Origin of the sequence: Reyranella sp. (assembly GCF_965227665.1) — a bacterium.
Lineage (GTDB): Bacteria > Pseudomonadota > Alphaproteobacteria > Reyranellales > Reyranellaceae > Reyranella.
This window is the reverse complement of record NZ_OZ245767.1, coordinates 615,384-637,208: the sequence shown is the minus strand read 5'-3', so window position 1 is coordinate 637,208 and position 21,825 is coordinate 615,384. Positions and strand designations below refer to the sequence as shown.

Below are 21,825 nucleotides of genomic sequence, written 5' to 3'. Positions count from 1 at the left end.
GCTCCCATGAACATCACTTGTCTCCCCAGTGACTGCGGCGCTTGATCAGGACGGTGCGCTCACCCTCGAAGATGTGCTTGTCGTCCTGGTTCACGCCGTAGTGCTTGAAGCGAACGATGCCGGCATCGTCCTGCTTCGCGTCCTTCTTCTCCAGCACTTCGGTGTAGCAGTAGAGCGTGTCGCCGTGATGGAGCGGCCCCTTGAGGCGGATCTTGTCCATGCCGAGCTCCATCAGCGCATTCTCCGCTGTGTCCTCGGCGGCGAGGCCGATGCACATGGAGATGGTGACACCGCCGAAGCCCAGGCGCTGGCCGTAGGGCGTCGACTGGGTCAGGTGCTCGTTGAAATGAGCCTCGGCCGTGTTCATGGTCACGTTGGTGATCCAGACCTGCTCCATCGGCTCGACGGTCTTGCCGCGGGCGTGCTTCATCACGTCGCCGACGGTGAAGTCCTCGAAGTAGTTGTGCGTGCCGGTGAGGGTGGAGACCTTGAGACTTGAAGCGGGCATCAGTTCCTCCCGCGGCCGAGCAGGCGGTCGGAGATGATGCGCTTCTGGATTTCCGAGGTGCCTTCGAAGATCTTGGTGAGGCGCGCGTCGCGCCAGTGGCGCTCGACCGCATGAAGCGTGGTGTAGCCCGCGCCGCCATGGATCTGCAGGCCTTCGCTGCACACCCGCTCGGCCATTTCCGAAGCGAACAGCTTGGCCATCGACGCTTCCTTGTCGCAGCGCTGGCCGGTGTCGATCTGTTCACAGACGAAGTAGTTGAGCTGGCGCGCCGCCTCGATCTGCGTCGCCATGTCGGCGATCTTGAAACGAATCGCCTGGAACTCCGAGATCGATTGACCGAACTGGCGGCGTTCGCCGGCGTAGCGCACCGAATCGTCGAGGGCGCCCTGGGCGAGGCCGATGGCGCGGGCTGCGGTGTGGGCACGCGCGGTCTCGAGACCGGCCGTTGCGTAATAAAAGGCCTGGCCTTCGTCGCCGATCATGTCCTCGGCCTTGACCCGGCAATTGTCGAACGCGAGTTCCCAGGTCTTCCAGCCGAAATAGCCGATCTTGGGAATAGGCGAGCCGCTGCAGCCCGGCATCAGCTCGCCCCGCTTCTTCTCGACGAAGAACATCGACAGGCCGAGGTGGCGCTTGCCCGGAGGCGCTTCGGACGTGCGCGCGATGATGATCATGAAGTCGGCGCCGTCGGCGAAGGTGCACCAGTACTTGTTGCCGCTGATCAGATAGCTGTCGCCGTCCTTCTTGGCGCGGCAGGAGATGTTGGAGATATCGGACCCCGCGTTAGGTTCCGACATTGAGAAGGCGCCGAGGAATTCACCCTTGGCCATGCGCGGCAGGTAACGCCGGCGCTGCTCCTCGCTCATCTTGTGCGAGCCGATCAGCAGATTGCCGCGGGCGATGATCGAGGCGACGCTCATCCAGCCGCGCGAGAGTTCTTCGGTGACGAGGCAGTATTCCGAGCAGCCGAGGCCCAGGCCGCCATATTCCTCGGGGATCAGGATGCCGAAATAGCCGAGCTCGGCCATCTTGTCGCGCAGATCCATCGGGATGTCGCCCTTTTCGGGGTCGAGCTTGTTGGCGACCGGCAACACTTCGTTCAGCGTGAACTCGCGCGCCTGCTCCTGGATCATGCGGCGTTCTTCGGTGAGGAAAGGCATTAGTTGGAATTCCTGAGACGGACGAGGTTGGTGCGCTTGAAGTCGATGACGAGCTCTTCGCGCTGATTGAAGCCCTTGCTGTGCCACGTGACGATGCCGAACCCCTTGTGGGAGTCCGAGACACGGCGGTCGAGCACGACCGATTCCGCGCGCAGCGAATCGCTGGGATAGACGGGCTGGTGATAGGTGAGTTCGTTGACGCCGAGGAACGGCCCGCCGCCCTCGCTCAGATCCTCGACCGTGAGGCCAAACACCGTCGTGAAGACCAGCAGGGGATTGGCCACGATGCCGGGATGGCCATGGGCCTGGGCGTAGGCCGCATTGTAGTAGTGCGGATTGAAGTGCAAGGTCAGCGTCGTGAAGAGCGTGCTCTCGGACTCGGTGATCGTGCGACCCCAATGGTGCCTGAACACGCGGCCGACTTCGAAATCCTCATAGCGATTGCCCTTGGGCACCAGCCGGGCGCGGGCCCTGAAATCCTCTGTCATTCCTACTCCTGTTTACGCCTCTCGCCCTGACGGGGAGAGGAATATGACTAATTCTTCGCCGACGCACGCACCAGTTCGCCGACATCGCCGAGGCTGTCGATGCGCTCGATCGCATCGTGCAGGCGACGCGCTCCCGCTGCGCCGAGCAGGGGAGTCACGAGGCTGTCGAACTTGGTCTCGATCGCCTGGCGCTGCTTCTCGAGGTCGGCCCACGGGATGCCGGAATCGTGGGTGACCTCGATGGTCGTGCCATCGTCGAGCTGGATCGCCATCTCGGCCAGCGAATGCGCCCAGTGCGGCTGGAACTCGATCGCCATCTTGTCGCGCAGCTGCTTGATGCGCGGCTCCTGGGTCACGGCCTCGTTGTAGGAGTCGAGGTTGGCGGTATCGACCCCGGTCAGCGCCATCGCCACGGTCTGGCGCAGCGAGAACTTGGCTTCGAGACCGGTCGTCGGATTGGAAATGTTGCAGACCTTGTCGGCACCGGAGTCGATGCGCAGCAGGATCTTCTGCACGCGCTCCGGCGGGAAATTGTTCTTCAGCCGGATTTCCTTGGCGCACTCGATGGGCGCGTGCGTCAGGTAGCAGGCCGCATGGTACTTGAAGAGGTTGTTGCGCAGGTGCCAGCCCGACGGCGGCTCGCCCAGCGCCGCCTCGGCGTTGAGATGGTCGCTCTGTGAGGAGGCGAAGCCCTGGTCGCATTCGAGGGAATCGCCACGGGCCGTGAAGCCCCTGGCGGCAAGGCGGGCCGCGCGCAGCCCGTGCTCGGAAGCGGTACCGGCATGCAGCGGCTTGCACATAGTGCCGAAGTTGGACTTGAGGCCGGCGGCCTGGGTGGCGGCGATGCCGAAGGCCACGGCGAGCTGGCGGTCGTCGAGGCCCAGCATGCGGCCGGCCGCGGCGGTGGCCGAGAAGGAACCGACCGTGCCGGTGACGTGGAAGCCCTTCTGGTAATGGCTGGGCGAGACGAGGCGGCCGACGCGCCCCGACGTCTCGTAGCCTGCGACGAAGCTCTCGATGAACACGCGGCCCGAGGCCTTCATCTGCTCGCCGAGCGCCAGCAGGGCGGGGACGACGGTGACCGTGGGATGGCCGCCCATCGAGAAGTTGACGTCGTCATAGTCCAGCGCATGACTGGCGGCGCCGTTGATCAGGGCGGCGGTAGAGGGCAGGACGGTCTCGGAGCGGCCGACCAGGGTCGCGGGACCTCTGGCGCCGTCCTCGAGCGCCTCGGCGATCAGGATGTTGGTGAGATCTTCCTGCGCCCCGGCGATGGTGACGGCGAACCAGTCGAGGAGGCACTGCTTGGTGCGCTCGACGAGATCGTCCGGCAGGTCCTGCCAGGCGAGGGCGGCGGCACGCTTGGCGATTTCGGCCGTGACCGGAACGACGGCAGCCATGTTTTCCTCCTGAATTTATGGTGCAAGTGTCGGCCACCAGCCGCCGCCTTGTCCACCATTCGGGCTTTCGCTCAACGATACGGCCCAGACACAACAAAGCCGCCCGGAGGCGGCTTTGTGCCGACTATCGGTGACCCCGTTACCGGCAGCACCAAGCCATTGCAGGAACGATCCTGGTGGCGGCAACTGCAGAGATCGCCGGCGTCGTGATGGTGTAGTTCACAGGATCACCTCCTTTCGATGTTGATGGGAGGAGGAGCCTCGCACGACGCGGGCGAGGCGTAAAGCTGCCTAGGGCTTCCTCGCGACGATGTGGAAGATGTGCCAGTGCTTGGCGTTGCCGCGCGGCGTGACGCCGTCGGTTTCCTCTTCCTCGAACATCTCGAGGTCCAGTTCCTGGAGCAGCCCAAGCGCCTCGTCGCGCGAGAGGAACGTCATGCCCGGTCGGTCGACCCAACTGTCGCGCGGGCCATACCATTGACCGGAGAAGCGCCCGCCCGAGGGCAGGGCCTCGCGGATTCGCTCCCAGGTTCGGCGGAAGTCTTCGGGCGCGCAGAGGGGCATCGCAAAGCTCGAATTGACGAGCTGGACGCCGAGCGGGATCGGCACCTCTTCGAGCCGGGCGTTGACGGGCGTGACGTCGCATCCGTCGGGCAGAGGTCTCGCCTGCAACTGGCGCAGCGCCTCGGGCTCTGCATCGACAGCGACGACGCGCCAGCCGCGGCGCAGTTCCTCGATCACGTCGCGACCGTCGCCGCATCCGAGATCGATGACGAGGGCGTCAGAAGGGGTAGTGCCGAACGCATCGAGCGCGGCGAGCAATGTCTTGCGCGGCGGACGGTCACGAAGTTGCTGGTAGTAGGCGGCCCATCCGGCCGATCGGTCGCTTTCCGTCATGCGCGTTCTCTCGGTCTCCCGCGCTTGTGGTAGCGCGCCTCGTGTGATCGTATCGCAACCCATAAATAAATGAATCAACGTTCCGGGAGGAATTCATGAAGAGGTTGGGAAGCCTTGTCTGGGCCATGGCGGTGGCCCTTGCGTTTTTGCCACTCGCCGCGCGGGCGGACCTCAACGCCCTGACCGAAGCCGCCAAGAAGGAAGGCGAGCTCACCTGGTACGTTGCCCACTACACGTCTGAAGGAGCGGAGGATCTGGGCCGCGGCTTCACCGAGATGTACGGCATCAAGGTCAACGTCGTGCGCACGACGGCGCAGGTTGCCTATCAGCGCCTGCTGCAGGACATCAAGAACAACCAGACCAATTGCGATGTCTTCTCGTCGACCGACCTCGGCCACTATGCCCGGCTGAAGGCGGAGGGTCGCTTCGACAAGTATGTGCCGGAGAACATGTCCAAGATCTCTCCGGTCTTTCAGAACTTCGATCCCGATGGCTTCTTTCAGACCACCGCGGCCGGCATGGTCGTGATCACCTACAACACCAACAAGGTGAAAGCCGAGGACGCCCCGAAGAAGTGGGAAGACCTGCTCGACATCAAGTGGAAGGGTAAGGTCTCGACCGGCCATCCGGGCTTCTCCGGCTATGTCGGCACGTGGGTGCTCTCGATGAAGAAGCTCTACGGCTGGCAGTACTTCGACAAGCTGGAGAAGAACAAGCCGCAGATCGGCCGCTCGATCAACGACACGGTGACCGCGTTGAATGCCGGCGAGCGTCAGGTGGCGGCGGGCTCCGACGGCTCGACCCTGTTCAGCGCGTCGCGCGGCAATCCGCTGGCGGTCGTTTATCCCAGCGACGGGTCGGTGCTGATCATCTCGCCCTCGGCGATCATGAAGGGCACCAAGCATCCGAACGCGGCCAAGCTGTTCATGGAATACCTCTATACGATCGAGGCCGCGAAGATCAGCGCCAAGCACTTCCTGATCCCGCTGCGTCCCGAAGTCCCGTCGCCTCCGGGTGCCAAGCCGATCAGCGAGATCAAGGTGATTCGGCCGACCGTGACGGAGGTCGAGAAGGGCATCCCCGAAGTGATCGAGCAGTGGCGCGACACGTTCGGCAACTGATCGACGCCTGAACATGTCGGTTACGGCTCCGACGATCGATACGATGCCGGTGCGCCCCGTGCGCGCCAGCCGGTTCGATTCGTCCTGGCTTCTGTGGATCGCGATCATCGCGGTCCTTCTGTTCCTGGTGGTGAGTCCGTTCGTCTACCTGGTCATCACCAGTTTCCAGGCGGAGCGCACCGGCGAATTCACCTTTGCCAACTACGCGACGGCCTATGGCAGGGCGCGCTATGTCGATGCGCTGGTCAATTCGCTGAAGCTCGGCGCCGTGTCCGCCCTGCTGGCCGGTCTCTTCGCCGTGCCGCTGGCCTGGGCTGTCGCGCGCACCAACATGCCGGGCCGCGGTCTCACGCGCATGCTGGTGCTGGCGACCTTCATCACGCCGCCCTACACCGGCGCCGTCGCCTGGATCCTGCTGGCCGGCCCGAACGCGGGCTGGCTGAACCGCTTCTACATGATGGCGACGGGGGCGGAGGCCGGTCCGTTCAACATCTACAGCTTCACCGGCCTCGCCGTCGTCATCGCGCTCTATTCGTTCCCCTACATCTTCATCTTCACGACCGCGGCGCTGGAGCTGGTGTCGTCGGAGATGGAGGATGCCGCCAACATCCTGGGCGCGGGACCGTGGCGGACCATGCGCAAGGTGACCCTGCCGCTCGCGCTGCCGGCCATCCTGGGCGGCATGATCATCTGCTTCCTGGAGGCGATCGCGCTGTTCGGCTCGCCCGCCCTGATCGCGATCCCGGCACGCTTCAACGTCGTCACGACGCAGCTTTTCCAGTTCTTCGGCAACCCCGTCCGGGTCGAGGTGGCGGCGGCCTATGCCATGCCGCTGCTGGGCGTCACCATTCTGCTGGTGCTGGTCCAACGGCTGATCGTAAGGCGCAAGGGTTTCGTGGCCCTGACCGGCAAGGGCGGCGAGCGGCGTCCGATCCTGCTCGGCCGCTGGCGCTGGGTGATGTTCGGCTATGCCATGTTCGTCGCCGCCCTGGCGGTGTTCCTGCCCTATATCTTCCTGATCCAGTCGGCCTTCGCCAAGGCGTGGGGCCGCGGGTTCCTGCTCGACAACATCACCATCGCGAACTTCCGCTTCATCCTGTTCGAGCATGCCACGGCCGCCCAGTCGGTCATCAACAGCTTCGTGTATGCGGGCATCAGTGCCACGGTAGCGGTGTTCCTGACGCTGGGCGTGGCCTACATCGTGGCGCGGCGATTGATCCCGTTCGGCGGCGTGCTGGGCTTCCTGTGTGTGGCGCCCTTCGTGATCCCCGGCGTCGTGCTGGCGATCGGCTTCTATGCGGCCTATGCGCCGCCGCCGCTGGCGCTCTATGGCACGGCGCTGATCATGATCCTGGCCTTCACCACGCGCTTCCTGCCGGTGGGCTACGTCAATGCCAGCGCCGCCATCAACAGCCTCAACCCCGAGATGGAGGAGGCGGTCCGTGTGCTCGGCGGCAGCCGTCTGACGGCATTACGTCGCGTCGTGGCGCCGCTGCTCAAGCGCAATATGATGGGCGCATGGCTTCTGATCTTCATCCCGGCGACGCGAGAGCTGTCGGCGGCGATCTTCCTCTATGGTCCCAACACCAAGGTGGCGTCCGTCATGATCTTCGACATGAGCGAGGAGGGGAACTTCGAACGCCTCGCCGCGCTCGCCCTGGTCTTGCAGGTGCTGACGCTGCCGCTCCTCTGGATCGGGCAAAAGGCCCTGGGCCGCGACTTCATGCTGAGGCGTAACGCGACATGAGCAAGCTCGTTTTGAAGAATGTCGCCAAGCGCTACGGCGCGTTCGAGGCGGTGGCCGATTTCTCGCTGGAGCTTGCCAAGGGCGAGTTCGTCTCCCTGCTGGGCCCGTCGGGCTGCGGCAAGACCACGACCCTGCGTATGATCGCGGGGTTCATGCCGCCGAGCAGCGGCAGCATCGAGATGGACGGCAAGCAGATTTCGTCCGCGTCGGGCGTGGTGCCGCCGGAGCATCGCCGCATGTCGATGATCTTCCAGAGCTATGCCATCTGGCCCAACATGACGGTGGGCGAGAATGTCGGCTTCGGCCTGCAGATCCGGAAACTGTCGCGCGCCGAGATCGACCGGCGGGTCGACAAGATCCTGGACGTCGTCCAGATGCGCAACCTCAAGGGCCGCTACCCGGCCGAACTGTCCGGTGGCCAGCAGCAGCGCGTCGCGCTGGCCCGCGCCATCGTCGTCGAACCCGAGGTGCTGCTGCTCGACGAGCCGCTGTCCAATCTCGACGCCAACCTGCGCGAGGAGATGCGATTCGAAATCCGCCGCCTGCACGACGAGTTCAAGATCACGACCGTCTACGTCACCCACGACCAGTCCGAGGCGATGGTGACGTCGGACCGGATCGTGGTCATGAACAAGGGCAAGGTCGAGCAGATCGACGCCCCGCATGTGCTCTACGGGCGCCCCAGGAGCCGCTTCGTGGCCGGGTTCATCGGCCGCACGAACTTCGTCGAGGGGACCTTGCAGGGGAGCGATGTGCGCTTCGACGGCTTCGGCGCGCCGGCCGCGGCGCTGGAAGGCGCGACCGGCGGCGGGAAGCTCCTCTATTCGTTGCGCCCCCAGGCGATCGGCCTTTCCCGCGATAAGCCGGCCGGGCCGGGCCTTGCCATCGAGGCCGAGATCGTCGACCGCTCCTATCTCGGCGAATACTGGGACTATCAGGTCCGTCCGCAGGGCGGCACGAAGCCGTTGCGCGTTTCGACATCCCCGACTGTCGTTTTCGAGGTCGGCAGCCGCGTCTGGCTGGAGATCGCGCCGTCCGCCATGGTACGGGTAGAGTAGTTCCAAACGTAGAGTGAGAGCATGACCGCAGGACCGCTAGCCCGTTTCAAAGTCCTCGACCTGACGCGCGTGCGCGCCGGTCCCACGGCTGTCCGCTACCTCGCCGACTGGGGCGCCGACTGCATCAAGGTCGAAATGCCGCCGTCGGCCGGCGAGATGGACATGGGCGGGCCGCGCCATGGGCCGGACTTCCAGAACCTGCATCGCAACAAGCGGTCGATCACGCTCAATCTCAAGGAGCCGGACGGCAAGGCCGTCTTCATGAAGCTGGTCGAGCAGGCCGACGTGGTGGTCGAGAACTACCGCGCCGACGTGAAATTCCGCCTGGGCATCGACTATGAGAGCCTGAAGAAGGTGAACCCGCGGATCGTCCTGGGATCGATCTCGGGCTTCGGCCAGGACGGGCCCTATGCCGAGCGCGCCGGCTTCGACCAGATCGCCCAGGGCATGGGCGGCCTGATGATGGTGACCGGCAATCCGGGCGAGGGCCCGATGCGCGCCGGTATAGCGGTGGCCGACGTGGGCGCGGGCCTGCATTGCGCCATCGGCATCCTGATCGCACTGCTGGAGCGCGAGACGTCGGGGCAGGGGCAGTGGGTGTCGAGCTCGCTTCTGCAGGCCATGATTTCGATGTGCGATTTCCAGGCGGCGCGCTGGACGATGTCGAAGGAAGTGCCCGGCCAGGCCGGCAACAACCATCCGACCTCGATTCCGACCGGCGTCTTCAAGACCAAGGACAGCTACATCAACATCGCGGCCTCGGGCGGCCACATCTACAAGCGCTTCTGCGAGGCCGTGAATTCGCCGGAACTCTATACCGACGACCGCTTCAGCACCGACAAGGCCCGCGCCAAGAACCGCGACGCGCTGAACGACGAGATCAACAAGCGGGTTGCGCAATACAGCAGCGCCGACCTCGTCGAGAAGCTCAACAAGGCCGGCGTGCCCGCCGGTCCGATCTACAAGATGGACGAGATGTTCGCCGATCCGCAGGTCAAGCACCTCAAGATGGCCCATCCCGTGCACTCGCCGAAGCTGGGCGACATCGAGCTGATCGGTCAGGCCATCACCATGAGCCGCACCCCCTTCGAGATGAAGACGGCGACTCCGGAGCAGGGCGAGCATACCGACGGCGTGCTCAAGGAGGCCGGGTTCGACGACGCGGCGATCGCCGACTTTCGCAAGCGGGGCGTGATCTGAGCATGATCAGCCCGACGCCGAACATGATCGCGGAGAAGGTGGGACCGGTCGGCCGGCTCGTCTTCAACAAGCCGCAGAAACACAACGCCACCTCGACCGACATGTGGGAGGCGATCCCGGTCATTCTCGACGAGTTCGAGAAGGACCCGGCGATCCGCGTCGTGGTGGTCACCGGCGCAGGCGACAAGGCCTTCGTCTCGGGTGCCGACATCTCGGAATTCGAGAAGGCGCGCAACACGCCCGAGCAGGTCGCCTACTACGACAAGATCGGCGAGGAGGCCAACCGGCGCCTTCACCGGTGCTCCAAGCCGACGATCGCGCGCATCCGCGGCTACTGCATCGGCGGCGGGCTGGCGGTGTCGCTGCTCTGCGACATCCGCATCGCCTCGGAGAACAGCCAGTTCGGCGTGCCCGCGGCGCGGCTCGGGCTGGGCTATCGCGCCAGCGGCCTGAAGATCCTGACCGATCTCGTGGGCCCGTCCCACGCCAAGGAGATCTTCTTCACCGCCCGGCACTTCAATGCCCAGGAAGCCTTCGGCATGGGCCTGGTCACGCGCGTCGTTCCCGATGCCGAGCTCGATTCCTTCGTCGACGACTACTGCCGCATGATCGGCGAGAATGCGCCGCTCACCATGCATGCCGCCAAGCGCACCATCGAGGAGTTGACGCGCCTCGACGGCGAGCCGGACTTCGCCCGCCTCAACGGGCTGGTGAAGCAGTGCTTCGATTCGGAAGACTATGTCGAGGGCCGCACGGCCTTCATGGAGAAGCGTAAACCGGTGTTCAAGGGACGCTGAACGGGGAGACGGCGATGACGGCGCTGACACAGGAGCAACGCGACGCGTTCTGGCGCGACGGGTATCTCATGGTGGAGGACGCCGTCACGCCGGCCCAACTCGCCGCCTTGAAGGGCGAGATCGAGGCGTGGGTCGAGCAGAGCAGGGCCCACACCACCCCATTCGGCCCGCCGACCGTCGATGGCCGACCGCGCTTCGACATGGGGGCGGAGCACAGTGCGGAGAAGCCCGCCCTGCGGCGGATCAACAATCCGTCCGACATTTCCGACGCCTATCGCGAGGTCATGCTCGACGCGCGCATGGTCGACATGGTGGCCGAGCTGATCGGGCCGGACGTGAAATTTCACCACTGCAAAATCAACCTTAAGCTGCCCGGGGCGCGCACCGAGGTGAACTACCATCAGGATTTCGCCTATACGCCGCACACCAACGACGACATCGTGACGGCGCTCTTGTTCCTCGACGATGTCGACGAGAGCAACGGCTGCCTCACCGTGGTGCCGGGCTCGCACAAGGGGCCGGTCCTGTCGCTGTTCGAGGGCGAGCGCTTCACCGGCGCGGTCGCGCCCGACGAGGAGAAGAAGGCGCTCGGCCAGTCGGTGCCCTGCCTCGGCAAGGCGGGCAGCGTCTGCCTGATGCACACGCGGCTGCTCCATGGCTCGGCGGCCAACGGCGCCGACAAGTCGCGCGGCCTCTACATCTGCGTCTACACCGCGGCCGATGCGGTGCCGATCGCGCGCAACCCGATGCCGAGCCTGAACGAGGGCCGCATCGTGCGCGGCCGGGAGGCCCGCTTCGCCCGTCTCAAGGAGGGCTTGGTGGAACTGCCCAAGCAGCCCAAGACCGCCTCGTTCTTCACGGTCCTCGGACAGGATTCCAAACAGGCAGCCGAGTGAGCGATCCTCTTCCAGCCATAACCGAAGCTGCGGCCACCGGCGAGATCGCCGATCTCTTTGCCGACATTCGAGCCACCGTCGGCGTCCGGGTGGTCAATCTCGTCTGGCGTCATCTCGCCACCATGGACGGTGCGCTGCCCTGGGCCTGGGCGGCGGTGAAGCCGCTCTATCTCGCCGGGCTGCCGGACGCCGCGATGGCGGCCTTCCATCGGACGATGGACATTCCAAGGCTGGCGTCTCTGGCGGGAGAGGAGCCGGCCAGCGTCGATGCCGTGCTAGCGAGCTACGACCATTCCAACACGATCAACCTGTTTGCCCTCGGCGCCCTGCGCGCCTGGCTGAACGATGCGGTGGCCCGCGACGGCAAGATCACGCCGGGTCCGCGCAAGGCCGCGCCCGACCTGGCCCTGCCCAAGCTGGCTTCCGAGGAAGACGTCGCCCCCGAAACCTGGGCACTGGTCCTGCGCCTCAACAAGTTCGGCGACGAGCCGCAGCCGTTGATCCTGGCCAGCATGTACCGCCACCTCGCTCATGCGCCGTCGTTCCTCGCAAGTGTCGAGACGGCGCTGGCCCCGGTCGCCGCAGACGGCTCGTTGCGCAGGGCCGTTCTCGACAACCGCCGGACGGCCGCCGCGCTTGCGGCCGACATTGCCCGCGCGATCTCGGCCGGGCGGCCGGCCCACGCCGTGGAAATCGAGAAGGCCGTTGGCCTGTTCGTCGACCACGCCATCGGCAAGATGGTCACGATCTGCCGCGCGATCCGCGTCGCGCGGGGCGTACCGCTCTAGCCTGTCGTCCTGAGCGCAGGGAAGGACCTTGCGGAACGACCAACTGACCCTGGGCGGGCGTGAGATCCTTTGCTTCGTTCAGGACGACAAGAGGCTACTCCGCGGCCTTACGCGCCGCCTGGCTGCGCGCCAGCCATTCGCCCATCGCCTGTTCCATCGTCATGAAGACGGCGCCGCCCTCGATCAGGCGTTGGATGAGGCGCTCCAGCATCATCATGCGGTGGCCGCGGCCGATGACGTGCGGGTGGAAGGTGTAGGTGAGGATGCCGAAGTCGGGCTGGACGCGCGTCATGTAGGTGAAGTCGTCGACGAAATTGTCGAGAACGTTTGTGGCGTTCATCAGGCCCTGCTGAACCGAGCCGTTGGGCAGGCGCATGTATTCGAAGTGCGGGAAGTCGTCGAGCGACCAGCTGATCGGCATCTCGAGCAGGGGCGTCTCGCGGCCGCGCACGAATGGCTTCATCAGCTCGGCGACGTCACCCTGGCGGGCGAAGTAGCAGTCGTAGTCATGGCCCATCATCGAGCTGTCGTACTGGATGCCATGCTTCAGCAAGAGCTCGATCGAATGCGGCGAGAGATCCCACGCCGGCGAGCGGTAGCCGCGGGCCGTCCGGCCGCTGATGCGCTTGATCGATTCGTTGCCGCGGACGATTTCCTCCTCTTCCTCCTCGCGTGAGAGGGTGACGGGCAGCCGGTGCGTCCAGCCGTGATGGGCGAGTTCATGGCCCGCTTCGACGTAGGGCGCCACGGCCTGGGGCGTGCTGTCGATCGTGTGACCGGGCGTGAAGAAGGTACCCTTGATGCCGTAGCGCTCCATCAGGGCGACGAGCCTCGGGATGACCACGATGTCGTACTCGCCGCGGGAGATCGCGGTCGGCGAGGTCATGCCGCGGGCGATGAAGCTCGAGAGATGGTCGTGGTCGAAGGTGAGGCAGACGATGTGGCGCGGCATGGCGACGGCTCCGGCAAGGGTTCGCATAAGCTTAGGCCGGTTTGTCGTGCACGCCCATCGCCCGATGATATCCTGCCCTTGATGGAGGTGAGCAATGGACGAAGCCGAACGCCTGCGCGCGATGGTCGATGCGGCCGAGCGCATCGTGGCCTTCACGGGGGCCGGTATCTCGACCGAGTCCGGCATCCCGGATTTCCGGTCACCCGGTGGGATCTGGACCCGCTACAAGCCGATCTACTTCGACGATTTCATGGCCTCCGACGAGATGCGCCGCGAGTCTTGGCGCCGCAAGTTCGCGACCGACGAGACCATGCTGAAGGCCGAGCCCAATGCCGGCCACCGCGCGCTCGCCAAGCTGGTGGAGCAGGGGCGGATGAGCGCCATCATCACCCAGAACATCGACGGGCTGCACCAGCGCTCGGGTGTGCCGGACTCCAGAATCATCGAGCTGCACGGCAATACGACCTACGCCACGTGCCTGGACTGCGGACATCGTCATGAACTCGCGCCGATCCGGAAGGCCTTCCTCGAGGAAGGCACACTGCCAATCTGTGAAAAATGCGAGGGGATCGTGAAGACGGCGACAATCTCCTTCGGCCAGGCGATGCCCGAGGTACCGATGCTGCGGGCCCAGGAGGAGACGCTGGCCTGCGACCTGTTCATCGTGTTGGGCAGTTCGCTGGTGGTCTATCCGGCCGCCGGGTTTCCGCAACTCGCGCGCCGCAATGGCGCCAAGTTCGTGATCGTCAATCGCGAGCCCACCGACCAGGACGAAGATGCCGACCTGGTCATTCACAAGGAGATCGGGCCGACCCTGAGTCGCGCCATCGGCGTGAATTGAACGCCGGTCGTTGCAGCACGAGGTTGGACGCGATTAAATCGTCGAGTAGGAGGAGATTCCAATGCGTATCAATCGCAGGACAGCGCTGCTGGGCGGCCTCGGCGCCGCCGCGTGGGGCGCTCTGCCTGCCGCGGCGCAGGATATCACCTTCTTCCGCATCGGCACCGGCGCCACCGCCGGCACCTACTTTCCGATCGGCGGACTGATCGCCAATGCCATCTCCAACCCGCCGGGGTCGCGCGCCTGTGCCGATGGCGGCTCGTGCGGCGTGCCGGGTCTGGTCGCGACCGCCGTGGCTTCCAACGGTTCGGTAGCCAACGCGACGGCCATTGCCGCCGGCAATCTGCAGTCCGGCTTCGTTCAGTCCGACGTGGCCTATTGGGCCTACAACGGGACCGGCATCTACGAGGGGCGCCCGAAGGCGGAAGGCCTGCGCGCGATCGCCAGCCTCTACCCGGAGAGCTTCCAGCTGGTGGCGCGCAAGGGCTCCGGCATCAAGACCGTGGCGGATCTCAAGGGCAAGCGCCTGTCGCTGGACGAGCCCGGTTCCGGGACTCTGGTCGACGCGCGGCTCATCCTGTCCGCCTACGGTCTCACCGAAAAGGACCTGAAAGCGGAGTACCTCAAGACGCAACAGGCCGCCGACAAGCTCAAGGACGGGACGCTCGACGCCTTCTTCAGCGTGAGTGGCTGGCCCAACGGGGCGATCTCCGAACTGGCGGCCACGACGGGCATCGACCTGGTCCCGATCGCCGGGCCGGAGGCCGAGGGTCTGCTGAAGAAGTTCAGCTTCTTCGCGAACGACGAAATTCCGGACGACGCCTACAAGAACGTCGCGGGCGTCAAGACCGTCAGCGTCACCGCGATCTGGGCGACCTCGATCAAGCAGCCGGAGGCGCTGATCTATGCCGTCACCTCCGCGCTCTGGAACGCCAACACCCGCAGGCTGCTGGATTCGGGCCACGCCAAGGGCAAGGCCATCAAGCTCGACACGGCGTTGCACGGCATTGCCATCCCGCTGCATCCGGGGGCGGAGAAATTTTACCAGGAAAAGGGCCTGATCAAATAAGCCTCGTCGAACAGGTCGGGCCGGGGAGGATGAGATGCGGCTGAAGGGCAAGTCCTGCGTCGTAACGGCGGCGGGGCAGGGTATTGGCGCGGCCACGGCGCGAGCGTTTGCACGCGAAGGGGCCCGGGTATGGGCGACCGACGTCGATGCCGCAAAGCTGGCGGCGCTCGACGGGGTCGAGGGCGTGACGACACGCACGCTCGACGTGCTCGACAAGGCCGCCATCGGCGGGCTCGCAGTGGAAACCGGCGCGGTCGACGTGCTCTTCAACTGCGCCGGGTTCGTCCATCACGGAACGGTGCTCGATGCCACGGACGAGCAGTGGCAGTTCGCCTTCGATCTCAACGTCCGCAGCATGTTCTGGACGATCCAGGCGTTCCTGCCGGGCATGCTGGCCCAGGGCTCCGGCTCGATCGTGAACATGTCCTCGGCCGCCTCCTCGGTGAAGGGCGCGGCGCTGCGCTTCGTCTATGGGACCACCAAGGCCGCCGTCATCGGGCTCACCAAATCGGTGGCGATCGACTACGTCTCCAAGGGCATCCGCTGCAACGCGATCTGCCCCGGCACCGTCCAGACCCCGTCGCTCGACGAGCGCATCTCGTCCCTGGGGGGCGGCGCCGACGCCCGGCAGTTCTTCCTGCAGCGCCAGCCGACCGGCAGGTTCGGCGCGGCCGAGGAGATTGCGGCGCTGGCAACCTATCTCGCCAGCGACGAATCCGCCTTCACCACCGGCACGGTCAACGTGATCGACGGCGGCTGGAGCGTCTGACGGTGAGCCCGGTCGGGGACATCGCTGCCATCGCCGCGCGGGCACCGGTCATCCCGGTCCTCACCATCGAGACGCCGGAGACGGCCGTGCCGCTGGCCCGGGCGCTGGTGCGCGGGGGCCTGCCGGTCCTCGAGATCACGCTCCGCACGGCAGTGGCGCTCGAGGCCCTGCGGATCATCGTTGACGAGGTGCCGGAGGCGATCGTCGGCGCAGGGACCGTGCTCGATGCGGTACAGCTCGATCAGGTGCAGCGTGCCGGCGCGCGCTTTGCCGTGAGCCCGGGCTGTACGGAAGCATTGGCCCGGGCGGCTCGGTCATCCGGCTTACCCTTCCTGCCGGGCGTCCAGACGGTGTCCGAAGCGATGACGCTGGCCGAGCACGGCTTCGAGATTCTCAAGTTTTTTCCGGCCGATGCCGCGGGCGGTTTGACCTGGATCAAGGCGGTCGGCGCGCCTCTCTCAGGGCTGCGGTTCTGTCCCACCGGCGGGGTCACGGCAGAGACGGCGCCGGCCTATCTGGCGCTCCCGAACGTTGCCTGCGTGGGCGGTTCCTGGGTGGCCCCGCGTGTCGCCGTGGCAACAGGTGACTGGCAAAGCGTCGAAAGACTGGCCGCCGCCGCCTCGACGCTCAAACGCCGCTAGCGGAAGCTGTGGAAAGGTGCTTCAAGAAAATCCTCAAGGAGCAACGGCTACCCGAATGAATAGGTTGTCGATCGCGGCGCTGGCGTTTTCGCTTGTGGTGAGCGGGGCTGCGCGAGCTGATTCCGTCATCATCCTGAATTCCGACGAGGCGTCCTACAGCATCCTCAGCCGTAGCGCCCGCACCGAGGTCGTGCGCCTGCCGGTCGGCCGGGAGCCCCACCATCTGATCCTGTCCCCGGACGGCAAGGAAGTGCTGATCGGGTCGACGGCGACCAACGAGCTGCTCAGCCTCGACATCAAGACCGGCGAGCGCAAGCGGGTCGTGAAGGACATCCTCGACCCCTACCATCTGGGATTCAGCCCCGACGGCAAGTGGTTCGTGACGGCCGCCTACCGGCTCGACCATGTCGACATCTACCATGCCGATGGGTTTCGCCTTGCCGGGCGCATATTCATCGACGGCCTGCCGAGCCACATCGCCTTCGATACCGAGTCCAAGACCGTCTTCGTGACCCTGCAGCAGAGCGGGCGGGTCGCGGCCTTCGACCTGGCGACCCAGACGCTCAAGTGGAACATGCCGGTCGGCAATGCGCCGGCGGGTATCGTGATGCTGCCGGACGACAAGCGCCTGCTGGTCGCGCTGACCGGCGAGGACCGGATCGTGACCGTCGATCCCAAGGACGGTGCGGTGAAGGGCAGCCTCCAGACCGGCAAGGGCGCTCACAATTTCTTTCCCAAGGGCGATGGCCGCCACTACTTCCTCAGCAATCGCGTCGAGGGCCTGGTTACCCTGATCGACACCAAGGACGAGCCGAAGGTGGTCGCCAGCGTCCGCATCCCGGGCGGGCCCGACTGCATGGACATCACGCCCGATGGGCGCGAACTCTGGGTGACCCAGCGCTTCCTGCGCCGCGTCGCCATCGTCGACATCGATACGATGAAGGTTGTCGGAAGCGTCCCGGTAGGCAAGTCACCGCATGGTGTCTTCATGTTGAAGTCCACGGCGACCGTCACCGCCGGCGCCGGCCTGCCGGTGCGTGCGGCGTCGACGGCGGGCGACCGCAAGTAGGCGCGCCATGCGCGACCTGATCGACCTCTGGGTCGGCGTCCAGGCCTGGCTGTTCGAGACTCTCGTCAGTCCAGTCCTTTTCCATTTCGGGCTCATGGCCTGGTACGAGCCCGGCTACAGTGCCGTGGAGTTCGTCATGCTCGGCGTCGTCCAGATCGCGGTGATCGCGATCGGCATGCGCTTCTTCGAGCGCCGCTGGCCGCTCGAGAAGCCGGGACCCGACGATAGCCTCATCATGGTCGATCGCGTCTACACGGTCCTGAACAAGCTCGGCGTGATCCCGCTCGCCATCTTCATCCTGACCTACCCGCTGGTTCAGGAGATCGAGCTGGCGGTGCGGAGCTGGGGCTACATGCCGCCACGTCTCGAGAGGCTGCTGCCCTGGATCGGCGACAATGCCCTGATCTCGTTCCTCGTCTACTTTATCCTCTACGACTTCGCGGCCTACTGGCTGCACCGCGGGCAGCACGCCTTCGGATGGTGGTGGGCGCTGCACAGCCTGCATCACAGCCAGCGCCGCATGACGGTGTGGACGGACGACCGCAATCACGTGATCGACGACCTGCTGATCACCCTGGCGCTGGTCCTGTTCTCCCAGTTCGTGGGCGTGCAGCCCGGCGAATATGTCGTGATCCTGATGGTCGGCCGGCTGGTCGAAAGCTGGTCGCACGCCAACGTCGACATGTCGTTCGGCTGGCTCGGCGAGCGGCTGCTGGTCGGTCCGCGCTTCCACCGCCTGCATCACGCCCTGTCGACCCCTGCCGAACGGCATATCCAGGACCACAACTTCGCGCCGGTGTTTCCGATCTGGGACATCCTGTTCGGCACGGCGATCTATGACGAGAAGATCCGGCCGACGGGCGTCGACGATGCGGCCGTCGATGCCGACAACGGCCGCGGCTGGATCGTTCAGCAGGCAACCGTGTTCGGCCGGTTCCTGCGGGCCTTGATGCCAAGGTTCAGGCGGCGCGCCTCAGTGCCGTGAGCACGTCGGCCGCGCGCGGCATGGGCGTCACGGCGCCGTAGCCGGTGGTCGACAGAGCCGCTGCGACATTGGCATAGCGCGCTGCCGTTTCCGGATCGTCGCCGGCCAGCAGGCGTGTGAGGAACGCCCCGTCGAACGTGTCGCCGGCGCCCGTCGCATCCACGGGCTCGACCTTGTGGGGGGCAATGCGGGTCTGCCGCTCGCGGGTGGCGATCAGCGATCCTTCCGCTCCCATCTTCAGCGCGACCAGCGGCGCGCCTAGGTTGAGATAGAAGTCGGCGATCGCCTCGGGTTCCTTCAGGCCGGTGAGCTGTTGGGAATCGTCGAGACTGGGCAGGGCGATGTCGCAGCGCGCGATGGTGGCATCGATGACCTTGCGCGCCACGTCGAGCTCCCAGAGCCGCAGTCGAAGATTGGTATCGTAGGACACCTTCACGCCGGCCTTGCGGGCGATTTCGATGGCGGCGTCGCAGGTCTCGCGGGCGGTGTCGCTGATCGCCTGGCCGATCGCGGAGAGATGGAAGACCCTGGCGCCCGCGATGTAGTCGGCGGGCAGCATATCGGGCGTCATCAGAGAGGCGGCAGAGTTCTTGCGCAGATAGTCGAACTTGTGGCCCGCGGCGGAATGGGTGACGAAGCTGACGCCGGTCGCGGCGGTCGGATGCCGCGTGACCCTCGACGCATCGACGCCCTCGCTCTTCCAGAGGTCGAGAAATGCGTCGCCCATCCAGTCCTGGCCAACGCTCGTCAGGTAGCCGGCCGAGGCGCCTTGACGGGCCGCCGCGATGGCCACGTTCTGGGAGTCGCCACCGAAGCCCTGCAGCCAGGTGCGTCCGTCGCCTTCTCTCGGGCGGTTGAATTCGATCAGGGGTTCGCCGAGGCAGACTATGTCCGGAGAGCTGGTCATGGCCCAAGGGTCACACGAGAGCGGCCGGACCTCAAGCGATGCGCTGGACTTCCGGCGCGCCTTCTCCCAGGGTTGTATCAACGAAGCTGGAGGGATGGATGGCGAGCAACAAGAACGGGAAGGGGACGAAGCGTCCCTTGCGCAGCCGCGAATGGTTCGATGCCAAGGGCGACCCGACCATGGCCGCCCTCTACCTCGAACGGTACATGAACTTCGGCCTCACTTTGGCCGAGCTTCGCAGCGGCCGGCCGATCATCGGCATCGCCCAGACGGGCAGCGACCTCTCGCCCTGCAACCGGCATCATCTCGACCTGGCGACGCGCGTGCGCGACGGCATCCGCGACGCCGGCGGCATTCCCATCGAGTTTCCGGTCCATCCGATCCAGGAGACGGGCAAGCGCCCGACGGCGGCACTCGATCGCAACCTCGCCTATCTCAGCCTCGTGGAATGCCTCTACGGCTACTTCTTCGACGGCGTCGTGCTGACGACCGGGTGCGACAAGACCACGCCCGCGATGATCATGGGCGCTGCCACCGTCGACATTCCGGCGATCGTGCTGTCGGGTGGGCCGATGCTCGACGGGCATTTCGCCGGCGGCCTCGCAGGCTCCGGCACCATCGTCTGGTACGCGCGCCAGGAGCTGGCGGCCGGCCGCATCGACATGGAGAAGTTTATCGAGATGGTGGCGTCGAGCGCCCCCAGCGTCGGCCATTGCAACACGATGGGAACGGCGCTTTCCATGAACAGCATGGCCGAGGCGCTCGGCATGTCGCTGCCCGGCTGTGCAGCCATTCCCGGCCCGTACAAGGAACGCGGGCAGATGGCCTACGAGACCGGCAAGCGCATCGTCGACATGGTGTGGGAGGACCTGAAGCCTTCCGACATCCTCACGCGCAAGGCGTTCGAGAACGCGATCGTGGCGGCGAGCGCGCTCGGCGCGTCGACCAACTGCCCGCCGCACGTCAATGCCATCGCGCGCCATATCGGCGTGACGCTCGACAACGAGGATTGGGACCGCGTCGGCTACGACATCCCGCTGCTGGTGAACTGCATGCCTGCCGGCAAGTATCTCGGCGAGGCCTTCCACCGCGCGGGCGGGGTGCCGACCGTGATGAAAGAACTCCTGGACCGCCGGAAGATCCACGGCGACGTGATGACGGTGTCGGGCAAGACCATGGCCCAGAACCTGCGCCACGCTCCGAAGGCCGATGGCGAGGTGATCAAGACCTACGACAAGCCGATGCTGAACCAGGCGGGCTTTGCCGTGCTGGGCGGAAACCTGTTCGACTCGGCCATCATGAAGACCTCGGTCATCTCGCAAGAATTCCGCGAGAAGTATCTCGAGCGCAAGGGCGACCCTGACGCCTTCGAAGGCACGGCCATCGTCTTCGAGGGACCGGAGGACTATCACCACCGCATCAACGATCCCAAGCTGCCGATCGACGAGAACAGCATCCTGGTGATCCGCAATGCCGGCCCGGTCGGCTATCCCGGCGCCGCCGAGGTCGTGAACATGCTGCCGCCGGACCGGCTGGTGAAGGGCGGGGTCCTGCTGCTGCCCTGCATCGGCGACGGCCGGCAGAGCGGCACCTCAGCCAGCCCCTCGATCCTGAATGCGTCGCCGGAGGCCGCTGTGGGCGGGGGGCTCGCCTTGCTGCAGACCGGCGACAGGGTGCGGGTCGACATCGGCAAGCGTACCGCCAATATCCTGATCACGGCCAAAGAGCTCGCGAAACGGAAGAAGGCCTGGAAGCCGGACGTGGTCCCGAGCCAGACGCCCTGGCAGGAATTGCAGCGCAAGTTCGTCGGTCAACTGGCCAGCGGCGCGTGCCTGGATTTCGCGGTGAACTATCAGAAGATCGCCAAGACCAAGGGGGTGCCCCGGCACTCCCACTGAGCGGCGCGCCTCAGCGGAAGAGGCGCTGCTCGACCGAGACCGGCAGATCTGCCCGGTTGATGAGGATGATCGCCCAGGGCGAAGTCGGCTGGCCCACGGGCCGCGCGACTGGCGGCGGCGGTGCCAGCGAGGCGCCCGCACCGGGCGCGGCAAAGCCGGCCGCGCCTGGGGGAAGCCCCGAGGGCGCGCTCATCACGGGACCTCCCGCCACGGGACGAGGGCCCGCGCCACGCTGGGCCATCATCATCTCGGCGGGCATGCGCTCCTCGAAGACCACGACGATCCGATCGCGGCGACGCGCCGTCGACAGGATGTTCACGGCGTATCCTTCGCCGCCACGACGCCCCAGGAAAATTCCCACGGCGTTCATCCGGCCGGCCTCGAACATGTCCGGCGCCGGCGTGCCGACCCGGCTCCACAGACTACGCCACTCGGCGACCGTCGTGGCGACCACATGTTCAGGTTGTCTCGTGACCGCAGCCGCACCCTGCCAGTGACGCGCCTCAACGCTCTGCGCGAAGACCGGAGGAATCACCAACAAGCCGGTCAGGGCTGTGCCCATGAACAGCATTTGCCGACGCGGCAAAGGCTGGAGGGAAGGGGCGACCGGCTTGTTACTGGACTGCACGATTGG

The 21,825-nt window shown here is 65.7% G+C and carries 22 protein-coding genes; 14 read left to right on the top strand and 8 right to left on the bottom strand.

Features of this window, described 5'->3' with window-relative positions; genetic code table 11:
* Window positions 1-13: 13 nt before the first annotated feature.
* The 5 genes from ACO07I_RS03145 to ACO07I_RS03125 form a co-directional block, all read right to left on the bottom strand.
* The gene (locus ACO07I_RS03145) at window positions 14-508 is read right to left on the bottom strand and encodes a MaoC family dehydratase (RefSeq protein WP_422014215.1); all 495 of its coding nucleotides are present in this window, start codon (window positions 506-508) and stop codon (window positions 14-16) included.
* Entirely contained in the window at window positions 508-1,668 is a 1,161-nt protein-coding gene (locus ACO07I_RS03140) for an acyl-CoA dehydrogenase family protein (RefSeq protein ID WP_422014213.1), read from the bottom strand. The genes ACO07I_RS03145 and ACO07I_RS03140 overlap by 1 nt, the downstream gene beginning before the upstream one ends.
* Window positions 1,668-2,156 carry a MaoC family dehydratase gene (locus ACO07I_RS03135; RefSeq protein ID WP_298305426.1) on the bottom strand — a complete coding sequence of 163 codons (489 nt, stop codon included), beginning with the start codon at window positions 2,154-2,156 and terminating at the stop codon, window positions 1,668-1,670. The genes ACO07I_RS03140 and ACO07I_RS03135 overlap by 1 nt, the downstream gene beginning before the upstream one ends.
* Window positions 2,157-2,203: 47 nt before the next feature.
* Window positions 2,204-3,556, bottom strand: a complete 1,353-nt coding sequence (locus ACO07I_RS03130; RefSeq protein ID WP_422014210.1) for an MmgE/PrpD family protein — start codon at window positions 3,554-3,556, stop codon at window positions 2,204-2,206.
* Window positions 3,557-3,847: 291 nt separating this feature from the next.
* A complete protein-coding gene (locus ACO07I_RS03125; protein WP_422014208.1) occupies window positions 3,848-4,453 on the bottom strand; it encodes a class I SAM-dependent methyltransferase in 606 nt (201 codons plus the stop codon).
* Between the two features lie 95 nt (window positions 4,454-4,548).
* Between ACO07I_RS03125 and ACO07I_RS03120 the strand changes: the two genes are divergently transcribed.
* Genes ACO07I_RS03120 through ACO07I_RS03090 form a run of 7 tightly spaced genes read left to right on the top strand, consistent with a single transcriptional unit; the run spans window position 4,549 to window position 12,060 of the window.
* On the top strand, window positions 4,549-5,574 hold the full coding sequence (locus ACO07I_RS03120) for an ABC transporter substrate-binding protein (protein WP_422014206.1): 1,026 nt from the start codon (window positions 4,549-4,551) through the stop codon (window positions 5,572-5,574).
* 13 nt (window positions 5,575-5,587) lie between these two features.
* The gene (locus ACO07I_RS03115; RefSeq protein ID WP_422014204.1) at window positions 5,588-7,321 is read left to right on the top strand and encodes an ABC transporter permease; all 1,734 of its coding nucleotides are present in this window, start codon (window positions 5,588-5,590) and stop codon (window positions 7,319-7,321) included.
* Window positions 7,318-8,379, top strand: a complete 1,062-nt coding sequence (locus ACO07I_RS03110; protein ID WP_422014202.1) for an ABC transporter ATP-binding protein — start codon at window positions 7,318-7,320, stop codon at window positions 8,377-8,379. The genes ACO07I_RS03115 and ACO07I_RS03110 overlap by 4 nt, the downstream gene beginning before the upstream one ends.
* 21 nt (window positions 8,380-8,400) lie before the next feature.
* The gene (locus tag ACO07I_RS03105; protein ID WP_422014200.1) at window positions 8,401-9,579 is read left to right on the top strand and encodes a CaiB/BaiF CoA transferase family protein; all 1,179 of its coding nucleotides are present in this window, start codon (window positions 8,401-8,403) and stop codon (window positions 9,577-9,579) included.
* Window positions 9,580-9,581: 2 nt separating this feature from the next.
* The gene (locus ACO07I_RS03100) at window positions 9,582-10,376 is read left to right on the top strand and encodes an enoyl-CoA hydratase (RefSeq protein WP_422014198.1); all 795 of its coding nucleotides are present in this window, start codon (window positions 9,582-9,584) and stop codon (window positions 10,374-10,376) included.
* A gap of 14 nt (window positions 10,377-10,390) precedes the next feature.
* Complete coding sequence (locus tag ACO07I_RS03095) at window positions 10,391-11,272, top strand: phytanoyl-CoA dioxygenase family protein (protein WP_422014196.1); 882 nt, start codon at window positions 10,391-10,393, stop codon at window positions 11,270-11,272.
* Window positions 11,269-12,060: a hypothetical protein gene (locus ACO07I_RS03090; protein ID WP_422014194.1), complete on the top strand. Its 792-nt coding sequence runs from the start codon at window positions 11,269-11,271 to the stop codon at window positions 12,058-12,060. The genes ACO07I_RS03095 and ACO07I_RS03090 overlap by 4 nt, the downstream gene beginning before the upstream one ends.
* A 94-nt stretch (window positions 12,061-12,154) precedes the next feature.
* Here ACO07I_RS03090 and ACO07I_RS03085 read toward each other — a convergent pair whose 3' ends face one another.
* Entirely contained in the window at window positions 12,155-13,012 is an 858-nt protein-coding gene (locus ACO07I_RS03085) for a polysaccharide deacetylase family protein (RefSeq protein WP_422014192.1), read from the bottom strand.
* Between the two features lie 94 nt (window positions 13,013-13,106).
* Between ACO07I_RS03085 and ACO07I_RS03080 the strand changes: the two genes are divergently transcribed.
* The 6 genes from ACO07I_RS03080 to ACO07I_RS03055 all read left to right on the top strand — a co-directional run bounded on the left by ACO07I_RS03080 (window position 13,107) and on the right by ACO07I_RS03055 (window position 18,386).
* Entirely contained in the window at window positions 13,107-13,853 is a 747-nt protein-coding gene (locus tag ACO07I_RS03080) for an SIR2 family NAD-dependent protein deacylase (protein WP_422014190.1), read from the top strand.
* A gap of 61 nt (window positions 13,854-13,914) precedes the next feature.
* Entirely contained in the window at window positions 13,915-14,922 is a 1,008-nt protein-coding gene (locus ACO07I_RS03075; RefSeq protein ID WP_422014188.1) for a TAXI family TRAP transporter solute-binding subunit, read from the top strand.
* 34 nt (window positions 14,923-14,956) lie between these two features.
* Window positions 14,957-15,691 (top strand): SDR family oxidoreductase, encoded by a 735-nt coding sequence (locus ACO07I_RS03070; protein WP_422014186.1) that lies wholly within the window; start codon window positions 14,957-14,959, stop codon window positions 15,689-15,691.
* Window positions 15,692-15,693: 2 nt separating this feature from the next.
* Window positions 15,694-16,332 carry a bifunctional 4-hydroxy-2-oxoglutarate aldolase/2-dehydro-3-deoxy-phosphogluconate aldolase gene (gene eda / locus ACO07I_RS03065; RefSeq protein WP_422014184.1) on the top strand — a complete coding sequence of 213 codons (639 nt, stop codon included), beginning with the start codon at window positions 15,694-15,696 and terminating at the stop codon, window positions 16,330-16,332.
* 55 nt (window positions 16,333-16,387) lie between these two features.
* Window positions 16,388-17,401, top strand: a complete 1,014-nt coding sequence (locus tag ACO07I_RS03060; protein ID WP_422014182.1) for a YncE family protein — start codon at window positions 16,388-16,390, stop codon at window positions 17,399-17,401.
* Window positions 17,402-17,408: 7 nt separating this feature from the next.
* Window positions 17,409-18,386: a sterol desaturase family protein gene (locus tag ACO07I_RS03055; protein WP_422014180.1), complete on the top strand. Its 978-nt coding sequence runs from the start codon at window positions 17,409-17,411 to the stop codon at window positions 18,384-18,386.
* Here ACO07I_RS03055 and ACO07I_RS03050 read toward each other — a convergent pair.
* Window positions 18,361-19,293, bottom strand: coding sequence for a sugar kinase (locus ACO07I_RS03050; RefSeq protein ID WP_422014178.1), 933 nt, complete (start codon window positions 19,291-19,293; stop codon window positions 18,361-18,363). The genes ACO07I_RS03055 and ACO07I_RS03050 overlap by 26 nt on opposite strands.
* Window positions 19,294-19,391: 98 nt before the next feature.
* Here ACO07I_RS03050 and ACO07I_RS03045 point away from each other — a divergent pair, with 98 nt between their 5' ends.
* Window positions 19,392-21,191, top strand: a complete 1,800-nt coding sequence (locus tag ACO07I_RS03045; protein ID WP_422014176.1) for an IlvD/Edd family dehydratase — start codon at window positions 19,392-19,394, stop codon at window positions 21,189-21,191.
* A gap of 10 nt (window positions 21,192-21,201) precedes the next feature.
* Here ACO07I_RS03045 and ACO07I_RS03040 read toward each other — a convergent pair whose 3' ends face one another.
* A complete protein-coding gene (locus ACO07I_RS03040) occupies window positions 21,202-21,753 on the bottom strand; it encodes a hypothetical protein (RefSeq protein ID WP_422014174.1) in 552 nt (183 codons plus the stop codon).
* Between the last annotated feature and the right edge of the window lie 72 nt (window positions 21,754-21,825).